We start from the raw sequence: 21445 nt of genomic DNA, 5'->3' as shown, positions 1-21445 counted from the left end.
GAGCAGGAGCCCAGCATCATCAGAGCCTCGTGAACGTGCTTGGAGTACGTGACCGGGGCTTTGGTCATCTCCAGGCCGGCGGCGTCAGGGCGGTCGCTCTGCATGGTCGAGGAGCCGCCAACATGATCCGTCATCGTCCTGTCGGCCTGGGCCAGTTCTGCCGGATGAGGGCGAGCACGGTCCTCAGATGTGGCGCATCGTCATGTGACTTCGCTGCAAACGAAATTGGCTAGTACTAGAGCAAGCTAAGTCGTAGCATACCCAAATGGACTATCAATCGGCGCACGATCTCCCCTCGTTTGTGGAGATGAAGAGACAACTCCAGGGCCTGCGAGCGCTAAGCCTGTTCTCTCGAAATCAGCGGGCAACCGTGAAGACTCTTGAGCAGCAGATCAAGGGTTTGGGCGACGTCGTGGACCAGTATTACAAGATCCTCGGGCCCCGAAACTGGATCTTCCATGACACGCTGCCAGTTGATGACATCACGGTCCTTCTGAACGCGCACGCCGAGGCAGAGGAAGTGGAGGCTGGGCTAATCGCGCTGTACAACAACCCTGACAACCTGCGCCGTATGATTACACCGCTCAGGCAATTGCCTGCCATGCGTAAGAGGTTGGCGCTCATCCACAAAGCTCAGGACGATTATTTCAGTGAGAGGTACTACGCCTGCATTCATGTTCTGCTGAGCGTGATGGATGGTTTTGTAAATGAGTTTGAGACGGTGCGTCGTGGCCTGCATGCCCGGGAAGCGGAGGAGCTCCGCGCCTGGGACAGCGTGGTTGGGCATCACATGGGGCTAACGAACGCCCATAAAACGTTCACCAAGGGCAAGAGCGCCACCAGCGAGGAGCCAGTCTTCGAGCTGTATCGCAATGGCATCGTGCACGGCAGCATACTTAACTACGACAACGCAGTGGTTGCGACCAAGGCATGGAATCGCTTGTTTGCCGTGACTGACTGGGCGCGGGCGCGGATTAAGGAACAGCAACCGCCCCCAGAGAAAACCAGCTGGAAAGAAGTCTTCGCCCAGATCGCCGAAAACGATAAGCGCATGCGTGCCAATGAAGCATGGCAGCCTTCTATCTGGCGCTCCGGAGAAGACGGCTTTGTCGAGCATCCGGCGAGAGAGCTAGCCGATCAGTTCCTAACTGCCTGGGTGGCTAAAAACTACGGCCGGATGACTCAAGCAATCTCGACTGAAGTACGTCAACCGCACGGTAATGCTATGCCTCGACTGGTACGGATTGAGTACGAAGGCTTCGACCTTAAGAGCTATGAGGTCACGGCCATTGATCATACCGCTCCGGCCGTATGCCTGATCGGGGTTGTGCTGCGCTTTGCAGACGGCTCCCAACAGACCGTGAATCTGCGCTGGCTCCATGAAGACCCCGATGGCCAACCCATCGCCTCATCGCTACCTGGGGTCTGGCGTCTGCGTAACTGGGGCCCAATGGCGTTCATGAACGCGACTGCATGATGGCGCCCGCGGACTCGCCTCGATGACGCCTCATCAGAGCCCGTGATGCCGCTCGTCCGGCCGGACTGCTGGCAGCCGTCGGCCGGGGCCGGCGTCGAACTCATGACGGTTCATCAAGGCGGTAGAGCGCTAGTAGTGGCCCTGGACGTGGGCGTATGAAGCGTCGTCGGTCGGCTGGCCCTGGTAGTCGGGCAGAAGTATGCGCCTCATTGAGGGGCCCACCTCGGCCCGCCGCTCGGCTTCAGTCGCGCGGGCATCTGCCAGCTCGGTGCCACCGTCCAACAAGCAGAAGCGGCCATGTGTCGTCCCGAGAAGCCAACCGCCCTGGCAGTCGTTCATGTCCTTGATGGAGCCCACGGAGAACCGGTCAATGATGGGTTGAAGTGTTTGCTTCGTGATGCTTTGTCCTGGTTACGGCAATGAAAAAGGCTGATCCGGCACCGGGGTGCAGATCAGCCCACTGGAGCCTATGTGTAGTTATTCGTCGTCATCCTCGTCGACGTCCACGCCCGTGGCTCCGCCGATCTGGTCGCCGTCCTCATCGAAGACCTGGGTGACATGGCCGTCATCGTCGTTGCCGTACGACACGTAGTACGACCCATCGGGGTACTGCGGATCGTCGGTGGGGTTGGCAGTGACGTAATCGGAGTTGTCCCACTTCTCGTGGAGGCCCTCGTCTGCGTCGCGCTCTCCAGCCATCCTGTGCTCCTCATGAATGATGCCGTAGTTGAAGCCGTGGGGCGAATGTGACATGGCTGCCTACTCGGTCACGAAAATGCAGAAGCTGCTTGTCCAGGGGGCAGACAAGAGCCTGACCACCAAGGCCCGCGGGGACGCCTTAGAGGAGCTGTTTTGTTACCTGCTGGAAGAACTGCCGGGAGTGCGGACACGCCGTAACTCGATCGACCGCTTCAAGAGTGCAGAGATCGACATTGCCGTTGTCAACCGGAAGGTGGCGGAATGGCTGTGCGCCTTCCCGCACCTATTCTTGGTGGAGCGCAAGAACTGGGATAAGCCGGTAGACAGTGCGACGGTTGGCGCCTTCAAGACCAAGCTCGATAATCGCTCGATTGAGCTAGGTATCATCGTTGCTGCGAACGGTATTACCGGTGACGAGCACGACCGGATGAACGCACACCACATTGTGGACCTAGCTCAAGCAGCTAACCGCCGCATCTTGGTGGTAACCCTGAAGCAGATAGAGGACATCCGCACGACTCAGGATTTCGAATCTCTCTTGGTCGACCGCTTGCTGACGCTCGCGGCAACGGGAGGATCGTTTTAGGGTGGCGTGAGCACCAGCTTTGAACTTCGCTGCTCAGCAAGACGGGGCGTGGAGCTGAGCAGCGGTGGCGAATTCAACTGCGGTCGTGGCATTCCGCTGACGGAGCTATGGCCTAAGCGGAGTTTAAGTGGCTTCCTCTACTGGAGCTCGTCGATGCACACCCGCAAGAGGGCGTTGATGTACCCAGAGTTGGGAATGTCGTGCACCGTGATGACGCCCCGGCTGGTGCGGATCTGCCGGTGCATGACGTCATCCGCCTGGTTCTTGAACTCCAGCAGCTTCTTGGCGTACTTCTTATCCGCGTCCGTCGGCCAGGCGTAGTTGTTCACCGCTGTCAAAAATGACTTCTCCCCGAGAATCGGCGGCACGTGGTCGATGATGGCCCGCACCAAGGCATGGCAGGCGTAAGCGTGGCCATCCTGGAAGCAGGCGTTTAGCTCCCGCACGAGTTGCAAGAGCTTGTCCGGGCTGAGTCGGGTTTGACCCTGCTTGGCCTCAAGCTCCTTGATGAGGTCTTCATTGACGTACTGCTTCGGCTCCTCGGGCGGAAGAGTGGTGCGGGGAATGATGGCGCCCGCAACGGTTGGCAGACCGGACGAGAACACACCGGCCGCGATCCCACCGTGCGTTGCCATCACGCCTCCTGATGATCCCAAAACCTGCGACGGCGCACGAAACGGGCTCGCCGGAAGCTGGGCGTTGATAGCCGCCTCTGTCACCTCGGCAACTTTCGCCACATAGCCCGGCAAGTCATCGATATTCCGGTAGTCCTTGAGCCACTTGTGGAGTTGAAACCGCCATCCACCGGGATTGGTACCCCACGGCTGATAGCCGCGCCGCAATACCGGCTCGTGCTCAAAGACGCCCGGCAATGCCGCAACGAACTCGTCTGTTACGGCAGGATGGTCCCGCTTGAAGTCGTCCGAGGTTATGTATGTGGGGTCCGACTGATTGGGCGAGAACCTGACATTCCGTTGGTGATTGACCAAGTACTGCAAGACAGAAACGAAGTTATCGCCGAAGAAGTGCCGCAGCTCGGGCGAGTGGAGACCAGCGGCAGCAGTGACGGCCGGGCGGCTGTCGTCCGCCAGATGAACCCGGTCGTACCACGCCAACCCGTACCACGGCCCCACAAGGCCGGAAGACTCGCTGCCCCCAACCTTCGGCAGAGACTTGAGCACGGCCTCAGCATCGTCATGCCCCAGCTGGTCCATCGTTCCATCGACGTAGTGCCAGAACGGCCACTGCCCATCCTCTAGGAAGCGCTCAGCCATGATCTTGAGCAAGGTGAGTTGGGCGTCATCGAGCGGGTCTGTCAGGGCTGACATGGTTGGTCCGATCTTGGAATGATCCACACAGATAACCAGAGCGTACGCCGCGCCACTGGCAGTCAGCCACGACTTTGAACGTGGCTGATCAGCGCAGCGAGGGCAGGGGAGTTGGCGGCCGGATGGTGGGTCATCCGCAGCCGTGAGGCAACGCCGGCGGGACGACGACGTAAACCGATGACCCGCACGACCAAAAACGCTTGAGCATATTCAGATAAACGGGATAATCTTTACAATTCATCACTCTGCACCGGCGCGAGGTGACCACGTCGCCCGCCTCCCGGAGGGCGATCGTGATCAACTCGTGTAGCCGGACGGCCCGGTGGTCACGGCTGCCTGTGCAGCGCGACGACGATACCGGCGTCGTCCCTGCGGACCGCGGCCTGGTTCAGCAACTGCCCGGCGGCCACGGCGGGGTCCTGCGTGAACAGGCCGGGGAAGTCGGCCGGCTTCCACCGGTCGCTGAGACCGTCGGAGTGCATGACGAGGGCGGCGCCGGGCGGGAACGCCGCCTCGAAGGCCCGGGGCCGGGGCAGCTGCACGCCGACGATGCCCGGCAGGGAGAGCAGTCCGGTGCGGGTGTCACCGGTGCCGACCAGTGCCGTGATGTTGCCCGCTCCGCTCAGCTGCACGCGCCGGCCGGCGAAGTCGATGAACGCGATCGCCGCGGCGGCGCCACGGGTGCCGCGCAGGCCCCGGTGGAGGTCCTCCAGCACGGCGGTCGGGCTCGTGTTGCGGCTGTCGCGGAAGGCTTCCCTGGCCCGGTCCGCGACCCGGGCGGCGAGCGGGCCGTGCCCAAGGCCGTCGCACATCATCAGCAGCAGCCCCGCGGAGCCCGCGGTGTCCACCGTGCGCACCGCCCAGGTGTCGCCGCACACCTGCTCACCGCTGATCGGGCGGGTCAGTCCGCCGGCCTCCACCGGGCCGGCCGCCGGCACCTGGCCGTCCGCCCAGAAGCGCGCGCAGACCACCGTGCCCCGCCCGCGTAGGGAGTGGACGCCGAAGACGTCGGCGAGCCGCCCGATCGCCCCCATACCGATCCCCAGGGTGCCGGAGGCCGATGCGCCGTCGCGCAGCGCCCGTTCGACGTCGTCGATGCCGGGCCCGTTGTCGAGGGAGAGGCACTCCAGGGCCGCGTTGCCGCGGGCGCGCACCACGCGTAGTGCGAGCGAGCCGTCGTGGGCGTACTTGAGGAGATTGGTCGCCATCTCCGTCACGCACAGCTCGACGCGCGCCACCCGCTCCTCGGGCAGGCAGATGCCGCGGGCCAGTTGGGCGGCCTGTCGGCGCGCCGCCGCCGCCAGGGCGATGTCCGAGCGCAGCCAGGACACGTCCCCGGCTTCGGTGACGAGCGTGCCGTTCACCGGCCCCACTTCACAATGCGCACGGTCGTACCGTCCGATCCGGACTCGATGGCGAACTCGTCGACGAGCCGCTTGGCACCGCTGAGGCCGAGCCCCATCCCGTTGCCGGACGTCCAGCCGTCGGTGAGCGCCAGTTCGACGTCCGGTATTCCCGGGCCCTGGTCGCGGAACTCCACGTAGACGCCGGAGCGGCCCGCGTCGGTGACGGCGGCCGCGCGGACCACCCCTCCGCCGCCGTATATCAGCATGTTGCGTCCCAGTTCGCTGGCCGCCGTGACGAGCTTGGTCTGGTGGACCAGCGACAGCCCGCTGCGCTGGGCGAGGGTGCGCACCATCTGCCGTGCCGAGACCACGTCACTGCTGTTGGCTACCGAGACGGTCTCGGTCAGGGCGCTTGCGGCGCCGTAATCCTTCATGCCCGGCCCGCGTTGAGACGTCGTAGCAGTTTGAGTCCGCGCTCCAGGTTGAGGGCGGTACGGACGCCGTTCATGGACAGCCCGAGTTCGACGAGCGTCATGGCGACGGCGGGCCGCATACCGACGACGATGGTCTCGGCACCGAGGATGCGCGAGATCGAGGCGTTGGTGGCCAGCATGCGCCCGACGAAGGAGTCGACGATCTCCAGGGCGGAGATGTCGATGACGACACCCTTGGCGCCGGTCGCGACGATACGGTGGGACAGATCGTCCTGGAGGTCCATGACCATCTGGTCCTCCAGATCGGTCTGGATGGAGACCAGCAGGATCTCGCCGATCTTGAGGACGGGGACGCGGTCGGTCACAGCAGACCCCGCACGTCGTCCTCGGCGTCCTGGGCGACTTCCTTCAGCGCCTGGCGCAGCGCGTCCGACAGGGAGGCGTTGGTCGGGATGTCACCGAACTCGATGCCGAGGGCCACGATGGTCTGGGCGATCTGCGGGCGGATGCCGGAGATGATGCACCGCGCCCCCATCATGCGGGCGGCGACGACGGTCTTCAGCAGGTGCTGCGCGACCTGGGTGTCCACCGTAGGGACGCCCGTGATGTCGATGATGGCGTGCGTGGCGTTGCTGTCGACGAGGGTCTGCAGCAGCTTCTCCATGACGACCTGGGTACGCGCGGAGTCCAGCGTGCCCACCAGCGGTACGCCGACGACGCTGTCCCAGAGTTTGACCACCGGCGTGGACAGTTCGAGGAGCTGTTCGGCCTGCGAGGAGATGATCTCCTCGCGGGTGCGGACGTAGGCCTCGGTCGTCAGCAGCGCGAACTCGTCCAGCAGCCGGGCGAACAGCAGGTAGGCCCGGGCGCCCCGGTCGTCGCCGGTGAGGGTCGGCTCCAGCACCTCTTTGAGGGTGAAGACGCTGCGCGCGGTCTCCGTGGGGGTGAAGCCCTGCCGGGCGCGGTTGCGGGACAGCTCGATCAGCAGGCTGCGCGCCTCACCGAAGTTCTCCCCCCGGCCGTCCAGTCCCCCGGAGTCGAGTCCCTGGACGATGGCTCCGTACAGCTCCCCCAGTTCACGGCCCAGCTCGGCCGTGCTCAACCGGCCCTGCAGGTCCGCGCCCACCGATTCGGTCCACTGAGTGAGGAACGCATCACGCTGGGCGGTCAGTGTCTCGACCAGAAGGTGCGTGTTGCTCTCGGTCGCCACGTCTTCCCCACCAAACACTTGATTGGATATGCCAGGGAGACGATACGACAAGCGTGTGGGCCCGGCCGCCACAACCGTTGCCTTTCCTACCATTCCGGCCGCTTTCGCTCGGTGGTCTCACGGGTGTCTCACCGTAGTTCCGGGGGATCACCCCCGCACGAGTCACTCCCTTTCGTGTCCTGTCTCATACCGGTGTTCCGTCTCGTCCCGGTGTCGTCCTGTCTCATCCGGGGCAGCAGCCCCTCGCGGGTGTCGTCCGCGGCGGCGGGCACCGCGGGGACGGGCAGCACCACGACGATCTCGTCCTCGGCCGCCCACACCCGGTGCTCGGACTTGCCGGGGCACAGACGAATCCCTTCGTGGCGGGTGGAGCGCGGTGCGTTGGCGCGGTAGCCGATCGCGCACTCACCGTGCCGCAGGGCGGCCGCGACCACCGTCGCGAAGGAGGCCGCACGGCCGGGCGCCACGTACCGGCCGGCCGGACGCAGGCCGAGGGCGCCGCCCCGGGCGGCGAACACCTCCTCGAAGACCGGCGCGAGCGTCGGGTTCCGGCAGATCTGGGCCATCAGCAGGGCGGTCAGCTCACCCCGGACCACCGCGTCGGAGGCCGGGCCCAGCGGGGCGAGGGCCCGGCTGCGGTGGTCGTGCAGCTCGGCCACCACCGGCAGCGCGTGCCCCGTCTCCTCTTCCCACGCTCGCAGCATCAGCAGGGCGAGCAGGGTGCGGTCGTCGGGCCGTGCGCCACCGGCGCCCGCGTCCGTGCCCAGCACGATGACGCTGTCGTAGCCGGACAGGTCGAACGCGGGCAGGGTCTCGGGGCGCGCGAGATCGCCGACGTGGTACGAGACGGCGAGCCGCCCGGCGAGCGACGGCGGCTCCGGCGACGCCGGCGGGAGCTCGTCGTCCGGCCCGGTGACGACATCGAGGACGGAATCCGGCCGGACGGTCCGCCGCAGGATGTCCACGATCAGTGGCGCCCGCCGATTCCAGCCCAGCAGCAGTACCCGTACCGGCGCTTCGGGACCCGGCGGTTGAGCGGGCGTGGCTCGGCAGTTCCCGGGCGGCTCGGGCGGTGCCGTCGGTGTGCGGCAGTCGGTCGGCGGGGCCGTGTCGTCGTGGGCCACGACGATGAGTCGGTCCCCCGGTTCCAGCGGTGTCTGCGGCCCGGGGGTGAGCAGGGGGCGGCCGTCGGCCCGGAGGAGCCCCACCGCGCAGGCGGCCTCCCAGCGCACCGCGACCTCCCCGAAGGTCGATCCCGCCAACCGCTCCCCCTCGACGACGTGGAACTCGGCCCCCGCGGCGTCGAGCAGATCGCGCAGGACGGCCGAGAGGCCCGGGCGACGAGCCGACTGCACCAGCAGCCGCGCCGTCGTCATGTCCGTCTCCAGGACGACGCCGCGCGGGCCGGCCGCCAGTCGCGCGGCCGGCAGATAACGGCCGTCCCGTACGGCGGCCACGACCGGCGGTCCGGCCGCCGCGCCGATCAGTGATCCCAGGGCCAGCAGGATCCGCACCACTTCCAGGTCGGCTTCGGCGCCCTCGGCCGGCAGCACCAGCACCGAACCCGCCACGGCCGGGGCGACGAGCGCGAGGGCCGCGGGATCCGTGAGCGTTCCGCTGCGGCAGACCAGCCGGGCCCGGCCGGAGCGCCGGCGGCCGAGGGCCGTACCCGGTGTGGCGGCGAGTGCCGCGTCCATCTCGGCGCTGTCCCGGTCGGCGAGCACCGCCACGACCCCCCGCCCGCGGCCGTTTAGGGCCGCGACCAGTTCGGCGACCACCGTGAAGACCTGCTCCGACCAGCCGAGCACGACGGCGTGTTCGCGCTCCAGCACCGTGGAGCGTCCCCGCCGCAGCTCCGCGAGCCGGTCACCGAGCCCCGTGGTGATCACCCCCACCAGGGTCGACACACACAACAGGGCGATCAGGCCGAGCAGTACCGAGAGCAGCATCCGCGGCGGCGCCCCGGTCGCCACCCCCAGACGCAGGGTCTCCGCGCTGGTGCGCCACACCGCGGTGAGCCGACCGGACAGGGAGCGCGGCGCGGCGGGGTCCATCCACACCAGCGCGGTGCTGACGGGCACGACGACACCGAGGCAGCCGAGCGCGAGCCAGCTCAGCAACGTCCCCGTACTGCGGGCCAGTTTCCTGTCGAACAGATAACGCGCTCGGTCCCGTAACGAAGTCCGCTGCCGCCCGGCCACATCCGCTCCCAGACCTCCGCCTACCTGCCCGTCGCTCCCAGCGTGCGGCTTGCGCCCCCACGACACGCCGCGCCACCGGGCCCGTTCATCCTTTCGGTGCCGCTGGGGCCGCTCGCCGTCTTCCTCGATCTGCTGCTCTGGCCGACCTGGTGCCTCCGGGAGGCCGGAACGCACGCGCCTGTGGACCGGGCCGCATTGCCCGGCCCTGGCGTGGAAGAAGGGCCCCATGACTTCACTCTCGGAACAGCAGAACCTGGCCGACTTCTACGACTTCGAGGCCGCCTTGACGGAGGAGGAACGCAAAGTCCTGCTGCGGACGCGGACGTTCATGCGTGAAGAGGTCCAGCCCCTGGTGGCCGAGAACTGGGCGCAGGGCACCTTCCCCAAGGAGCTGATCAGCCGCTTCCGGGAGAGCGGACTGGTCGGGCTGTCGTACGAGGGCTACGGCGAACAGGGTCCCGCAACCAGCCATCTGCTGTCGGGGATGATGGCGATGGAGATGAGCCGCGTCGACGCCTCGGTCGCCACGTTCTTCGGCGTCCACAACGGACTGGCCATGTACGCCGTCCATGTCGGCGGCGACCAGGAGCAGCGGGACCGGTGGCTGCCGGGCATGGCGCGGATGGACACCATCGGGGCGTTCGCGCTCACGGAGCCGCTCGACGGTTCCGACATCGCGGCCGGTATGCCTACGACCGCCCGGCGCGAGGGCGACACCTGGGTGCTCGACGGCGCCAAGCGGTGGATCGGCAACGCGACCTTCGCCGACCATGTGGTCGTGTGGGCCAGGGATGTCGCCGACGACCAGGTCAAGGGATTCGTCGTCGGCAAGGGGACTCCCGGGTTCGAGGCCGAGAAGATCGCGCACAAGACGTCGTTGCGCATCGTCGAGAACGCGGACATCACCCTCACCGGCGTCCGGGTGCCGGAGTCCGACCGGCTGCAGAACGTGTCGTCCTTCCGTGATGTGGCCGAGATCCTGCGCGCCACGCGCAGCGGCGTCGCCTGGCAGGCACTCGGTGTCATGGTGGGCGCCTACGAACTGGCCCTGCGCTACGCCACCGAGCGGCAGCAGTTCGGCCGTCCGCTCGCGGGCTTCCAGCTGGTGCAGGACCTGCTGGTGAAGAGTCTGGGCAACATCACGTCGAGCTGGGGCATGCTGGTGCAGCTGGCCCGGCTGCAGGACGCCGGGGTGTTCCGGGACGAGCACTCGTCACTGGCCAAGGCCCATGTCACCGGCCGGATGCGCGAGGTCGTCGCCTGGGCCCGGGAGATCTTCGGCGGCAACGGCATCGTCCTGGACTACGACGTCGCCCGGTTCTTCGCGGACGCGGAAGCCATCTACTCCTTCGAAGGCACCCGCGAGATGAACACACTGATCGTCGGCAAGGCGATCACCGGGGAGAGCGCCTTCGTCTGACCACCCGGACAGCTCGTGCCGGCACGCGGGTACGGGCCGGATGCGGGCGCCGCGCCGAACGAAGCCCCGCCGGACGCGGTCGCACCCGGCGAGGCCGGGGCGGCCGAGGCCGAGTCGGGTGACGGCCGGGTCGCACCGGTAGCCGGGGTTCAGTACCTCAGCGTCACCCGTACGGTCTTGCCCGCCGGGTGCCGTAGGGTCTCGCGCCCGTCGGTCAGCCGGTCTACGAGCAGGATTCCCAAGCCGCCGGTCCCGTGCACGTTGTCCGGTCTCCTCGGCCGCGGCGGCGTCGTGGAGGCGTCGTCCACGTCCAGCACCAGCCGGCCCGGGTGAGCGTGCGCGCGCAGCCGCCACCAGCCGGTGGCGTGCCGGTAGGCGTTGGTGCACAGCTCCGAGACGACGAGTTCGACGGCCTCGGCGTCGATGCGCGGGCAGCACACCGTGACGTACTGGACCGCCGCGCGACGGGCGTCCGCGATGGTCGCGCCGGGACTCTCCAGCGTCAGCAGCGCGGGGCGCTCCCCCCGGGTACCGGGCCACGGGTCGCCCGACCGCCCGCGGCGGCAGTGGAGGCACCCTCTGTCGTACGTCACCGCGCCACTCCTCGGCAGCGTCCAACGCTCGACGCCATCGGCCCTCATGTGGGTCTCTCCTCTTCCAGGCCGTGGACGCAGAACCGCTCCAGGACACCGGTGAGGCGCATGAGCTTGGCGAACTGGGGCCGCAGCGGCCCGACCAGCCGGACGTCGAACCTGTCCGCCATTCGCAGCAGCAGGTTGAGCAGGGTCGAGTCGGCGAACCGGACCTCGGCCACGTGCAGTTCGACCGACCGCGCGGCGGAGGCCACCTCCAGGACGAGTTCCAGGTCGAGTTCGGACTCGAGGTCGAACTCACCGCTGAGTCTGATCACCACCTCCCGCCCGTCGCGGGATGTGTCCACCTGGACGGAGCACGTCTCCTGTACGTGGCCGTCGTCGTCACCTACGTTCATCACCACCACGGTGGCCGATCCGGACGGCGAAGGGGACTGCTTTCCGCCTACGAATGACCGGTCGAACACCTGATGCGGCAGGCGTCCCGGTAGGGCGGGGGATCCGACGGCTGGTCAAGCGCGGGCTGACAAGGGCAGCGGAGCCGATCCGGCCCGGTTCACGGCTCCCGCCGCTGTCCGGCGGCGACCCGCTCGACGACGGGGCGCCACGACTCCGGGACACGGCGAGCACACCGCCGGGGCGGTCGAGGGTCTGCTGGGCTCGAGGAGACCCTGCCCAGGTACCTGAGAAGGACCCTGACCCGGGGCGCCGCCGAAGCCACCCGGGCCGCCGGGGCCCGGGCCCTGGCCGCCGCCGAAGCCGGACGGGGGGGCCCTGCGGACGCCGTTCCCCGCCGAAGCCGGACGGACCCCCGGGAGCGCCGGGACCCGGGGAGGTCGGCGGGCCGGACGGACCGCGGTCGCCGCCGAACGGCGTCGGACCCGACGGCTCGCTGCCGAAGGACGGGATCGGCTCGGCCGGCCGGTTCACCCGCGAGGGCCGGGAGCCCTGGTACTCGTACGAGTCGGCGCCGCCGTACGTCGTCGCCCGGCTGGTGGCCCGCACATCCCGCCAAGCGCTACCTGGCCACCGAGGACCCGCATCTCGCGCTGTCCGCGGGAGGCGCTCGCACACTCGGCTGTCAGGGCGCGGCCCGACGACCGCGCCGGAAGTGGCGGCGTTCGAGGCGGATCCCGCGTTCGCGGCGGCGATCGCCCCGCGCCGCGCCGACGACGCGGGGAAGGCGGTGAGGCCGCGGGTGCCACCGCTCGCCTCGTCGGCGGGCACCGGCTGGTGGCGGATGTGGTGGACGGGCCCGGTAAGTCGCGGTTCCGCGTCGTCCGGGTGGCGCTCGGCGAGCGGTGCCGCCACCTGGAGGCCGTGATCGAGGATGGCCACCGGATCGCCGGACCGGGCCCGGGGTGTCCCAGGCGTCCGCGCAGTCGGCCAACGGTGGGGTGGAGGGCGCCCCCGCCACCCCACCGGCTCGGCCGTCTCCCTGGGGTCAGCCCTGCTCGCGCAGGCCCCAGGGGGAGCCGTACTCGGTCAGCAGGTCGAGGAAGGGACGGGGCGGCAGGGCCTCGGGGCCGAGGACGCCACGGCCCGACCAGGCGCCGGTGGCGAGGAGTTCGAGCGCGACGACCGGGTTGACGGCGGTCTGCCAGACCACGGCCTGGGAGCCGTACTCGCGCATCGACCACTGGTTGTCGACCACGTGGTAGAGGTAGACCTCGCGCGGGGCGCCGTCCTTGGTGCCCTTCACCCAGGTGCCCGCGCAGGTCTTGCCGGTCATCCGGTCGCCCAGGGTGGCCGGGTCGGGCAGACAGGCGGCGACCACGTCGCGCGGGGACACCCGCACCGGCCCGTCCTCGCCCGGGACGGTGACCTTCTCGGTGGAGTCCAGTCCCAGCGCGTGCAGGGTCTTGAGCTTGGCGATGAAGTCGTCGCCCAGGCCGTACTTGAACGTCACCCGGCGCGCGTCCACCCAGCGGGGGATCAGCAGCACCTCCTCGTGCTCCACGTTCACGCACTCGACCGGGCCGATGCCCTCGGGGAAGTCGAACACCTCCGGCTCGCTGAACGGCGCGGTGGTGAACCAGCCGCGGTCCCTCTCGTAGACCACCGGCGGGTTCAGACACTCCTCGATGGTGGTCCAGATGCTGAAGGAGGGAGCGAAGTCGTAGCCCTCCACGGTCAGGTCGGCCCCGTCCCGGACGCCGATCTCCTCGATGTCGTCGAAGAGTTCGTCCGCCGCGTACCGGGCGAAGACGTCGGAGAGGCCGGGTTCCACGCCCATGCCGACCAGGGCCAGCCGGCCCGAGTCCGCCCAGCGGCCGGCCAGCTCGAACTGTCCGTCGCCGAGCTTGACGCCGCACTCCGCGTAGGGGCGCTCGGGGTGCGGGGCGGACAGCGACATCGCCATGTCCAGGTAGTGGGCGCCCGCCGCGAGTGCCGCGCGGAACAGCGGCATCACGAAGCGCGGGTCGGTCGCGTTGAGCAGGACGTCGCAGCGCTCCTCGGTGAGCAGCCGGCGCACGCCGTCCTCGTCGGAGGCGTCCAGGCGCCGTGCGCTGAACCGGTCCCCGTGCTCCTTCACCGCCGCTACGGCCGCCTCGGCCCGGCCGAGGTCGTAGTCGGCCACGACCATGTGGGTCAGGAAGCCGCGCCGGGCCGCGATCCGGGTGACGGCGGTTCCGACACCGCCCGCTCCCACGAGGAGTACTCGCATGTTCGGACACCTTTCTCCAGAGGGCACACGTTTGTCCGGCAGGCACACGCCTTGCGGGATGACCTGATGCAACGGCACGGCACGAGATAAGGTCAACCGTGTTGGCATAAGGGTCGGGGGGCGAGTGAGGAGGGGTCCGTATGGTCAAGCAGGTGGTGCCCGAGTCGGCGCGGCGCAGACGCCGCAAGACCCAGGGGGGCACCGTGCTGTCCGAGACGCTGATCGTGCACACCGCCCTGCGGGTGCTGCGCGAGCACGGCAGCGGCGGCCTGACCGCGCGCCGGCTGGGCACCGCCCTCGGCGCCGACCCCAGCACGCTCTACCGCTACTTCGCCGGCATGGACGACCTGACCCGGGCCATCGGCGAGGAGCTGATGGGGCGGGCGCTGGAGAACTGGTCCGCCACGGGCGAGTGGCGGGCCGACCTGCGGGCGCTCGGCCTGGCTCTGCACTCCTCGTACCTCGCCCATCCGCACGCCGCCGCCCTGACCGCGAGCCGGGTCACCGGCCGGCCCCGGGAGATCGCGGTCGACGAGACGATCCTCGGCATCCTGCGCACCGCCGGGTTCCCGGACGCCGCCGCCGTCCGCCTCTACCACGCCTTCATCGACCTGAGCCTCGCCTTCGCCGCGCTCGACGCCGGAGCACTCGCCCTGACGCAGCAGGCCCGTGCGGCGGACGAGGAGATGTGGACCTCCACGTACGCCCGGCTCCCCGCCGAGTCGTATCCGCACATCGCCGCGACCGCCCGGCTGCTGGCCGCCCGGATGCCGCACAGCGCCTACCCGGTCGTCCTGGACACCCTGCTGGACGGCGCCGCCGCCGAGCTGGCCTCCGCGGGCTCCTGAGGACGCGCACCCGACCGACACGCCCGTTTAGAGTGGATCGCGGTCATGCCTCCCGATCCCGAGCGGAGTACAGATGCGGTACCCCTCCGCCGCCCCGGACGACGACGGCTCCGACGCCCTGTTCGGTCTGGACGCGCTGGACGGCGTCACGGCGCCCGGAGCGGCCGGTACGCCCGGGACACACGCCGGGACCTCGTTCCGTGACTCCGCCGCGGCCCGCCGCCTGCTGCCGGTGCGGGCCATCTACGCCGAGCCGGCCGCGGCCGCCTCCCCGCGCGGCCGTCAGATCCTCGCCCGCTTCCCGGACGCCGAGGTCGTCGAGGTCGACTCGCACTGGCGGATCCCGGGACTGCACGGCAACGAGGGCAACGTCGAGCGCTGGGTCCGCGTGAAGGGCGAGACGCTTGTCCTGGGCGAGAAGAAGACGCTGACCACACGGCCCAACGGGCGGTCAGCCGACTGGATCGCGCCCGGCGCCTCCAACGGGTGCGCGATGGCCTGCGCCTACTGCTACGTGCCGCGCCGCAAGGGGTACGCCAACCCGGTCACCGTCTTCACCAACATCGACAAGATCATCGCCCACCTGGGGCGGCACGTCGTACGCCAGGGGCCCAAACGGGAACCGAACCAGTGCGACGAGTCCGCCTGGGTCTACGACATCGGGGAGAACGGCGACTGTTCGGTGGACGCGCTGATCTGCGACAACACCGCGGATCTGGTGCGCTGCTTTCGTCGGTGGCCGACGGCGAAGGCCTCCTTCGCCACCAAGTTCGTCAACCCCGACCTGCTGGCGCTCGACCCGCGCGGCCGCACCCGTATCCGGTTCTCGCTGATGCCGGCGGCGGACTCGCGGCTGCTGGACCTGCGCACCTCCGCCGTGGGTGACCGGATCGCCGCAGCGGCCGACTTCCTGGACGCCGGCTACGAGGTCCACTTCAACCTCTCGCCGGTCGTCCTGCGCCCTGGCTGGCAGGATGCCTGGAGCGAACTGCTCCGCAACCTCGACGACGTCCTGCCGGACCGGGTCAAGCGGCAGGCCGCCGCCGAGGTGATCATGCTCACCCACAATCGGGAGCTGCACGAGGTCAACCTCGGCTGGCACCCCCGTGCCGAGGAAGTGCTGTGGCGGCCCGATCTTCAGCAGGGCAAGCGCTCGGAGAACGGGGCACTGAACGTCCGCTACGGCAACCGGGTCAAGGGCGAGGCCGTGCACGCGCTGCGCGAGCTGGTCGCGGCCCACGCGCCCTGGCTGCGCATCCGGTACGCCTTCTGAGCGCCCGGTCTCAGTACCGCTGGGCCTGAGTCAGACGGGGAGTGAGTCGGACGTCGGACGGCTCATGGCTGAAGACGACGGGCTGCTCCTTCTTCCCCGGCTGGAGGTTCTCCGCGCCGGTGAACCGGGTCTCGACCACGTGGTGATCGGCGTTCTCGAAGTCGACCCGCACGGCGTAGGACGCCTTCCGGCTCGTCTTGTTGGTGATGGTGACCAGGACCGCGAGCACACCGCCCGACTGTGCCTTGGGCACGCCGGTCATGGCGACCTCGGCCCGCGCGTTCCCGCCGCCCTTGACGCCCTTCAGCTCCTTCTCGGCGGCGGCGGTCCGGCGCGCCGAGTCGGCCGACACCGACGCCTCGAACTCCGAGGCCCGGGCCGACGCCGAGGATGCGGCCGCCGAGGCCGACGCCCGGGCGGAGGCGACGGCGGAGGCCGCGGAGGACGCCAGCGCCGAGGGCGGCGCCCCGGAGAACGAGCCGGTGTCCGGGGCGGTGGGCGTACGGCTGGACGAAGTGCCCGTGCCGCCGCCACCGCCGCCGCATCCGGTGAGCACAGCGCTCGCCGCGAGGCAGCAGCAGGTCGCGGCGATGGCGGTGAGGCGGGCGCGGCGAGGACGGGGGCGGCGATGGGAAGGCATCAGGTCTTCCTTGCGTGAGTGAGCTCCTGACGTCATCGTCCGTGGTGCCGGGCCGGCACGCGAGTCGGGCGGGGCCACCCCGGCCAGGGTCGGACTCCCTCCGCCGGGCGCTCAGCCGCGGCGCGCGCCGACGTCACCGTTGACCGTTGTCAGCTTCATGACGGGGCCGTGGCCGGCCTCGCGTGCGGGGAGGTCCACGGTGGCGCGGCCGTTGGCGGTGGTCGCGGCGACGCGGTAGGCCGGGCTGTCGGGTGGCACGGTCACGGCGACCGAGCCGTTGGTGGTCGCCGCCGTGACGGCCGTCGGCGCGGTGTCGCAGGCGAGGACCACGTCGCCGTTGGTGGTCGTGGCGGTCACCCGGCGCGCGTCGAGGGCGGCGGTGCGCACGGTGCCGTTACGGGTGGACAGTCGCACCGCCGCGTCGCCCCGGCCCGAACGCGTCACGGTCACATCGCCGTTGACGGTCGTGAGGTCCAAAGCGGTGTCCACTCCCACCACGTCGACGCCGGCGTCCCGGGCGGTCACGGTGACGTCGGCGCCGTCGGGGACGTCCACCTCGGGCATGCGGGCACACGGGTGGCCGTGGTCCTGGTCCGGGCAGGACAGGTCGAGGACCCAGGTGTCGCCGTGGTGGGACCAGTGGCGGTCGACGCGGTCGTCCACGCCGACGCGGTGACCATCGGCCGGGCGTAGCCGCAGTCCGTTGTCGCTGGTGATGACGAGGTCCTTCCCCAGGGCGCCCGGTGCGGGGCCCGCCGCGGCCGCCGGACCGCCGGCGCCGTCGCCACCGCCCGGTACCGGGGCGCCGCCGCACGAGACGGCGACGGGAAGCAGTGCCAGGGCAACGGCCGCTCGGGTCAAGCCCCTTGTCGTCATCGGCTTCATGCCACTCCTGGTGCCCCGGCCCGGCACCGTCATGACCGGCCGCCCGCGCACGGGCGCCCACCCCGGCACTGTGGCCGGAAAAGCAATCTGACGGTTCGCCGAACACCGCGATACTCGGGCTGGGCAAACCGCCCGGTTCACGACTTCGGAGGCCACCGATGTCCCAGACCAGTGCGCACAACGCCGCCGTGCTCGAAGCGTGGCTGTCGGGCGCGGAAAGCGCGTACGGGCAGGTCAACCCCGCCGGTCCGCTGTACGTCGGCGGTGCCGCCGCGGAGGCCGCGCTCACCGACCCGGCCGACTCCCTGTACGGCTTCTGCTCCAGCCCGAGCGGGTCGCACGGCAGTTGGTGCTGCTGACCGCCCGGTCCCGCCCGGTGCCGCGGCCCGGCGGCACCGGCGGGGCCCCGGGGAACCCGGCCCCGGCTTCCGGCTGCCCGTACGCCCGGTACGCCGGGTGGGGACGCGCCGGTATCGGCCGCGCCGTTCCCCGTGTCTTCTGCGCGCACGCCCGGCCGGACGGGCCGTGCCAGGGAGCAGGGAGGATGCAGGGTGAGCGGATCGGCACCGGACGGCGGGGAGCGGGCGGACTGGTTCGCCGGGCCCGTACGCGAGATCGCGCGTCCCTGGCGGGAGGAACTGGCCCGGCGCCTGGGCGCCGTGGACGGCCTGGACCGGGGAGAGCGTGAGGTACTGCTGACGGCGGGACACACCGCGCTTCTGGGATCGCTGCACGCCAAGCTCGCCCGGCTGTTCCTGGTGGAGCTCCACGCGCTGCGGATGGCCCAGGGGGCCGATCCCGTGGCCGGAGCGGCGGCCTGGGCACGTTCGGCGGACACGGCGGTCGCCGACACCGGCACTTGGGCCGCGTTCATCGAACAGGCCGGCCGGGAGGGCTATCTCGACAAGCTGGCCGACCGCTACCCCGGCCTCGGTCCACGGGTCGCCACGGTGGCCCGGATGTCCGTGGCGGCCACGGCGTCCGTGGCCGGGCGGTTCGCCGCCGACCGCGCCCTGCTCGCGCCGCTGCTCGGCGGCCGGCGCCGCGGTGGCGGCGCCGGGGCGACCGTGGGCCGGATCCGGGGTGTGACGTTCGGGGCGGGCGACAGCCACCGCGGCGGCCTGACCGTCAGCCGGATCGACCTCACCGGCGGCACCGTCATGTACAAACCACGTCCGTCCGAGGCGGACGTCGCTCTCGGCGCCCTGCTGGACGAGGTGTTCGCCGACTTCCCCGGCGCCCCGGCACCGGAGGAACGGATCCGGGTGCCCCGCACGCTCCCCCGCGCGGGCTATGGCTGGGCCGAGTTCGTCCAGCACCGCTACTGCGCGGACGACGCGGAACTCGCCGCGTTCTACCGGAACATGGGGCACTGGCTGGCCGTCCTCCGCTTCACCGGCGGCACCGACATGCACGCCGAGAACATGGTCGCGGCCGGTCCGGTGCCGGTGATCGTGGACGCCGAGACGCTCTTCGACGCCCCGGCCCCCTTCGCGCCCAGTGGCCGCGGCGACGCGGTGGACGTGGCGGCGGCCGCCATCCGGCGCACGGTGCTGCGTACCGGGCTGCTGCCCGTGCGCGGCACCGGTTTCGCCCTCGGCGGGGTGGACGTCTCCGGTGTGGGGGCGCTTCCCGGCCAGCAGCCGCTGATCCCGCGCCCGATGATCGCGGACGGCGGCACGGCGGCGGCCCGGTTCGAGGTGGACCTGGTGGCGATGCCGACCGCGGGCAACCACCCCAGCGCCTCCCCCGTGCTCAGCGCGTACTGGGGCCGGATCCTGGCCGGATTCCGCGAGATGACCGAGCGTCTGCGCCGGCCCGGCCTGGACCCCGTCCGGCTGCTGCGCCGGTTCGAGGGGACTCGGGCCCGCCGGATCCTGCGGCCCACCCAGGCGTACGTCGACATCGGCCGCATGCTGTGGCATCCGGCGTCGCTGCACGACGAGTCCGCCGCCGTGGAGCGCGCCCGGGACATCCTGCGGCGCAACGCGGACGTGCTGCCCGGCGCGCCGACGGACCGCGAGACCATCGACGGCGAGATAGCCGATCTGCTGGCCGGTGACGTGCCGATGTTCGGGTTCACCGTGGACGCGGCGGCGATACGCGCCACGGTCGAGGACTGGCGTACCGCCGACTTCGCCCTGGAGGAGGCGGTGATCCAGGACGCCCTGGTGGGCGCCTATCTGAACGAGCGTTCGCTGCCCGCCCGGGTCCAGGCCGCCGCCGAGGAGCCGCACGCCCGCGACCGCGAACGGCGTCGCCGGCGGCTGGCCGCCCGGATGGTGGGCCGGCTGTGCGAGGGGGCGGTGCGGGGGTCGGACGGCACGGTCACCTGGATCAGTCCGGTCTTCACGCCGGCGGGCTGGTCCATCAGGGTGCTGCCCGCCGACCTCTACACGGGGCAGGGCGGAGTGACCCTGGCGCTCGCGGAGTACCTGCACGAGGTCCGGGCCGGCCGGGCGGACGAGGTGCCGGGCGTCACCGAGACCTTCGAGGGTGCGCTGCGCGTGCTGATCAGCACCGAGGACCGCACGCCCACACCGTCGGCCGGGGCGTACAGCGGCGCCGCGTCGCAGGTGTGGACGTGGCTCGCGCTGCACCGCGTGCTCGGGGAGCGGTGGCCGCTCGAACGGGCCGCGCAACGGGCCACCCTGCTCGAGGGCCCCCTCGTCGACGAGGACGTCGAGGTGGATCTCCTCAACGGGGCGGCCGGGGGCGTCGTCCCGCTGCTCGGTCTGGCGGCGGTGACCGGGCAGGAGCGCTGGCAGGCCGCCGCCGCGCACATCGGCCGGCGGCTGCTCCGGCTCGCGACCGTCGACGCCCGCGGCGCCCGGTGGCCGACCCGGCTCAATCCGGAGGGCATCGGCGGCTTCGCGCACGGCGCGACGGGCATCGGGTGGGTGCTCGCCCGGCTCGCGTCCAGCGAGGCGGGTTGCGTGGCGGAGCGGCGCGCCTGGCGCCACTTCGCCGAGCGGGCGTTCACCTTCCAGGAGTCCCTGTGGGATCCGGACCAGGGCAACTGGCTCGACGTCCGCATCGGCGCCGAGGAGGACTTCTTCACCAGCTGGTGCCACGGCAGCGCCGGAGTCGGCATCGGCATGCTCGACCTGTACCGGCGTTCGGGCGATCCCGTCCACCTCGACATGGCCCGCAGGGCCGCTCGGGCCTGCGCGGCCGAGGGCTTCGGCTGGAGCCACACCCTGTGCCACGGCGACCTCGGCCTCTGGCAATTCCTCACCTCCGCGGGACTCGGCGACTTCCGCCGGCCCGACGAACGCGGCGCCCGCGACCGGTCCGGCGCTCGCGCTCCACTCGGCGCCCCTCGTCCACCCGGCGCCCCCGGTCCACTCGACGCACTCGGTCCGCTCGACACAGCCGACCCACGCGACGCGCTCGACGCCGAGATCCTCACCGGCCTGGAACAGCGAGGCCCCGTCGGGGGGCTGGCCCGCGAGGCGTTCTCCCCCGGCCTCATGACGGGGCTCGCCGGGGTCGTGCACAGCCTCCTGTGCATGCACCGGTCGGCTTCCCTGCCCGATCCCCTGCTCCTCGACTGAGCGCAACCCGCCGTCCCCCGGCGAGCGCGGGTCAGTCGTCGTAGGGCACGATCTTCGGCACCTCGCACCGGGGATCGCCGAACCGGTTCCGGCCGGTCCACTCCTTCAACGCCTCGACGGCGGCCCTCGTGACAGGTTCCCGGACCGCCGTCCACGACGTGGTGGGGGGGGGCCCCCCCCGGGGGGCGCCGGGGGGGGGGGGGGGGCCCCCGCGGGGGGCGGCCCCCCCCCCCCCGCGCCCCCCCCGGGCGGCGGGCGGGGCGGGGGGGGGCGGCCGGGC

The 21445-nt window shown here is 70.5% G+C and carries 19 protein-coding genes; 7 read left to right on the top strand and 12 right to left on the bottom strand.

Features of this window, described 5'->3' with window-relative positions:
- Nucleotides 1–265: 265 nt before the first annotated feature.
- A complete protein-coding gene (locus tag ACIBA9_RS21355; protein ID WP_399365106.1) occupies nt 266–1477 on the top strand; it encodes a hypothetical protein in 1212 nt (403 codons plus the stop codon).
- A gap of 477 nt (nt 1478–1954) precedes the next feature.
- Here ACIBA9_RS21355 and ACIBA9_RS21350 read toward each other — a convergent pair whose 3' ends face one another.
- Nucleotides 1955–2176, bottom strand: coding sequence for a hypothetical protein (locus ACIBA9_RS21350; protein ID WP_399365104.1), 222 nt, complete (start codon nt 2174–2176; stop codon nt 1955–1957).
- A 52-nt stretch (nt 2177–2228) separates the two neighbouring features.
- Between ACIBA9_RS21350 and ACIBA9_RS21345 the strand changes: the two genes are divergently transcribed.
- The gene (locus ACIBA9_RS21345; RefSeq protein WP_399365102.1) at nt 2229–2762 is read left to right on the top strand and encodes a hypothetical protein; all 534 of its coding nucleotides are present in this window, start codon (nt 2229–2231) and stop codon (nt 2760–2762) included.
- A gap of 137 nt (nt 2763–2899) precedes the next feature.
- Here the strand turns inward: ACIBA9_RS21345 and ACIBA9_RS21340 are convergent, their stop codons facing one another.
- The 6 genes from ACIBA9_RS21340 to ACIBA9_RS21315 form a co-directional block, all read right to left on the bottom strand.
- Nucleotides 2900–4117 carry a hypothetical protein gene (locus ACIBA9_RS21340; RefSeq protein WP_399365100.1) on the bottom strand — a complete coding sequence of 406 codons (1218 nt, stop codon included), beginning with the start codon at nt 4115–4117 and terminating at the stop codon, nt 2900–2902.
- Between the two features lie 299 nt (nt 4118–4416).
- The gene (locus tag ACIBA9_RS21335) at nt 4417–5463 is read right to left on the bottom strand and encodes an ATP-binding SpoIIE family protein phosphatase (protein WP_399365098.1); all 1047 of its coding nucleotides are present in this window, start codon (nt 5461–5463) and stop codon (nt 4417–4419) included.
- Nucleotides 5451–5870, bottom strand: coding sequence for an anti-sigma regulatory factor (locus ACIBA9_RS21330; protein ID WP_399365096.1), 420 nt, complete (start codon nt 5868–5870; stop codon nt 5451–5453). Before ACIBA9_RS21330 ends, ACIBA9_RS21335 begins: the two co-directional genes overlap by 13 nt.
- Nucleotides 5867–6235: an STAS domain-containing protein gene (locus ACIBA9_RS21325; protein ID WP_399365094.1), complete on the bottom strand. Its 369-nt coding sequence runs from the start codon at nt 6233–6235 to the stop codon at nt 5867–5869. The genes ACIBA9_RS21330 and ACIBA9_RS21325 overlap by 4 nt, the downstream gene beginning before the upstream one ends.
- The gene (locus ACIBA9_RS21320) at nt 6232–7080 is read right to left on the bottom strand and encodes an STAS domain-containing protein (RefSeq protein ID WP_399365092.1); all 849 of its coding nucleotides are present in this window, start codon (nt 7078–7080) and stop codon (nt 6232–6234) included. Before ACIBA9_RS21320 ends, ACIBA9_RS21325 begins: the two co-directional genes overlap by 4 nt.
- A 128-nt stretch (nt 7081–7208) precedes the next feature.
- Nucleotides 7209–9281 carry a TrkA C-terminal domain-containing protein gene (locus ACIBA9_RS21315; RefSeq protein ID WP_399365090.1) on the bottom strand — a complete coding sequence of 691 codons (2073 nt, stop codon included), beginning with the start codon at nt 9279–9281 and terminating at the stop codon, nt 7209–7211.
- A 226-nt stretch (nt 9282–9507) separates the two neighbouring features.
- Between ACIBA9_RS21315 and ACIBA9_RS21310 the strand changes: the two genes are divergently transcribed.
- Complete coding sequence (locus ACIBA9_RS21310; RefSeq protein WP_399365088.1) at nt 9508–10701, top strand: acyl-CoA dehydrogenase family protein; 1194 nt, start codon at nt 9508–9510, stop codon at nt 10699–10701.
- A gap of 149 nt (nt 10702–10850) precedes the next feature.
- On the opposite strand, the gene ACIBA9_RS21305 is transcribed toward ACIBA9_RS21310, so the two are convergent.
- The 3 genes from ACIBA9_RS21305 to ACIBA9_RS21295 form a co-directional block, all read right to left on the bottom strand.
- Complete coding sequence (locus tag ACIBA9_RS21305) at nt 10851–11342, bottom strand: ATP-binding protein (protein WP_399365086.1); 492 nt, start codon at nt 11340–11342, stop codon at nt 10851–10853.
- Complete coding sequence (locus ACIBA9_RS21300; protein ID WP_399365084.1) at nt 11339–11692, bottom strand: STAS domain-containing protein; 354 nt, start codon at nt 11690–11692, stop codon at nt 11339–11341. Before ACIBA9_RS21300 ends, ACIBA9_RS21305 begins: the two co-directional genes overlap by 4 nt.
- A gap of 1046 nt (nt 11693–12738) precedes the next feature.
- Nucleotides 12739–13962 carry a saccharopine dehydrogenase family protein gene (locus tag ACIBA9_RS21295; protein ID WP_399365082.1) on the bottom strand — a complete coding sequence of 408 codons (1224 nt, stop codon included), beginning with the start codon at nt 13960–13962 and terminating at the stop codon, nt 12739–12741.
- Between the two features lie 140 nt (nt 13963–14102).
- On the opposite strand from ACIBA9_RS21295, the gene ACIBA9_RS21290 reads away from it, so the two are divergent.
- Together ACIBA9_RS21290 and ACIBA9_RS21285 are read left to right on the top strand one after the other, a co-directional pair.
- Entirely contained in the window at nt 14103–14810 is a 708-nt protein-coding gene (locus tag ACIBA9_RS21290) for a TetR/AcrR family transcriptional regulator (RefSeq protein ID WP_399365080.1), read from the top strand.
- Nucleotides 14811–14883: 73 nt separating this feature from the next.
- On the top strand, nt 14884–16083 hold the full coding sequence (locus tag ACIBA9_RS21285; RefSeq protein WP_399365078.1) for a spore photoproduct lyase family protein: 1200 nt from the start codon (nt 14884–14886) through the stop codon (nt 16081–16083).
- Between the two features lie 10 nt (nt 16084–16093).
- On the opposite strand, the gene ACIBA9_RS21280 is transcribed toward ACIBA9_RS21285, so the two are convergent.
- Entirely contained in the window at nt 16094–16723 is a 630-nt protein-coding gene (locus ACIBA9_RS21280) for a hypothetical protein (protein ID WP_399365076.1), read from the bottom strand.
- A gap of 111 nt (nt 16724–16834) precedes the next feature.
- Nucleotides 16835–17584 (bottom strand): DUF4097 family beta strand repeat-containing protein, encoded by a 750-nt coding sequence (locus tag ACIBA9_RS21275; protein ID WP_399365074.1) that lies wholly within the window; start codon nt 17582–17584, stop codon nt 16835–16837.
- Between the two features lie 182 nt (nt 17585–17766).
- On the opposite strand from ACIBA9_RS21275, the gene ACIBA9_RS21270 reads away from it, so the two are divergent.
- Both ACIBA9_RS21270 and ACIBA9_RS21265 read left to right on the top strand, forming a co-directional pair.
- Nucleotides 17767–17967: a DUF6229 family protein gene (locus tag ACIBA9_RS21270; protein ID WP_362156215.1), complete on the top strand. Its 201-nt coding sequence runs from the start codon at nt 17767–17769 to the stop codon at nt 17965–17967.
- 192 nt (nt 17968–18159) lie between these two features.
- On the top strand, nt 18160–21165 hold the full coding sequence (locus ACIBA9_RS21265) for a type 2 lanthipeptide synthetase LanM family protein (protein ID WP_399365072.1): 3006 nt from the start codon (nt 18160–18162) through the stop codon (nt 21163–21165).
- Nucleotides 21166–21445: the final 280 nt, after the last annotated feature.

Source organism: Streptomyces sp. NPDC051452 (assembly GCF_044454765.1).
Lineage (GTDB): Bacteria > Actinomycetota > Actinomycetes > Streptomycetales > Streptomycetaceae > Streptomyces.
Note: the sequence above shows the minus strand (reverse complement) of the source record. Positions and strands in the feature narration are given on the sequence as shown.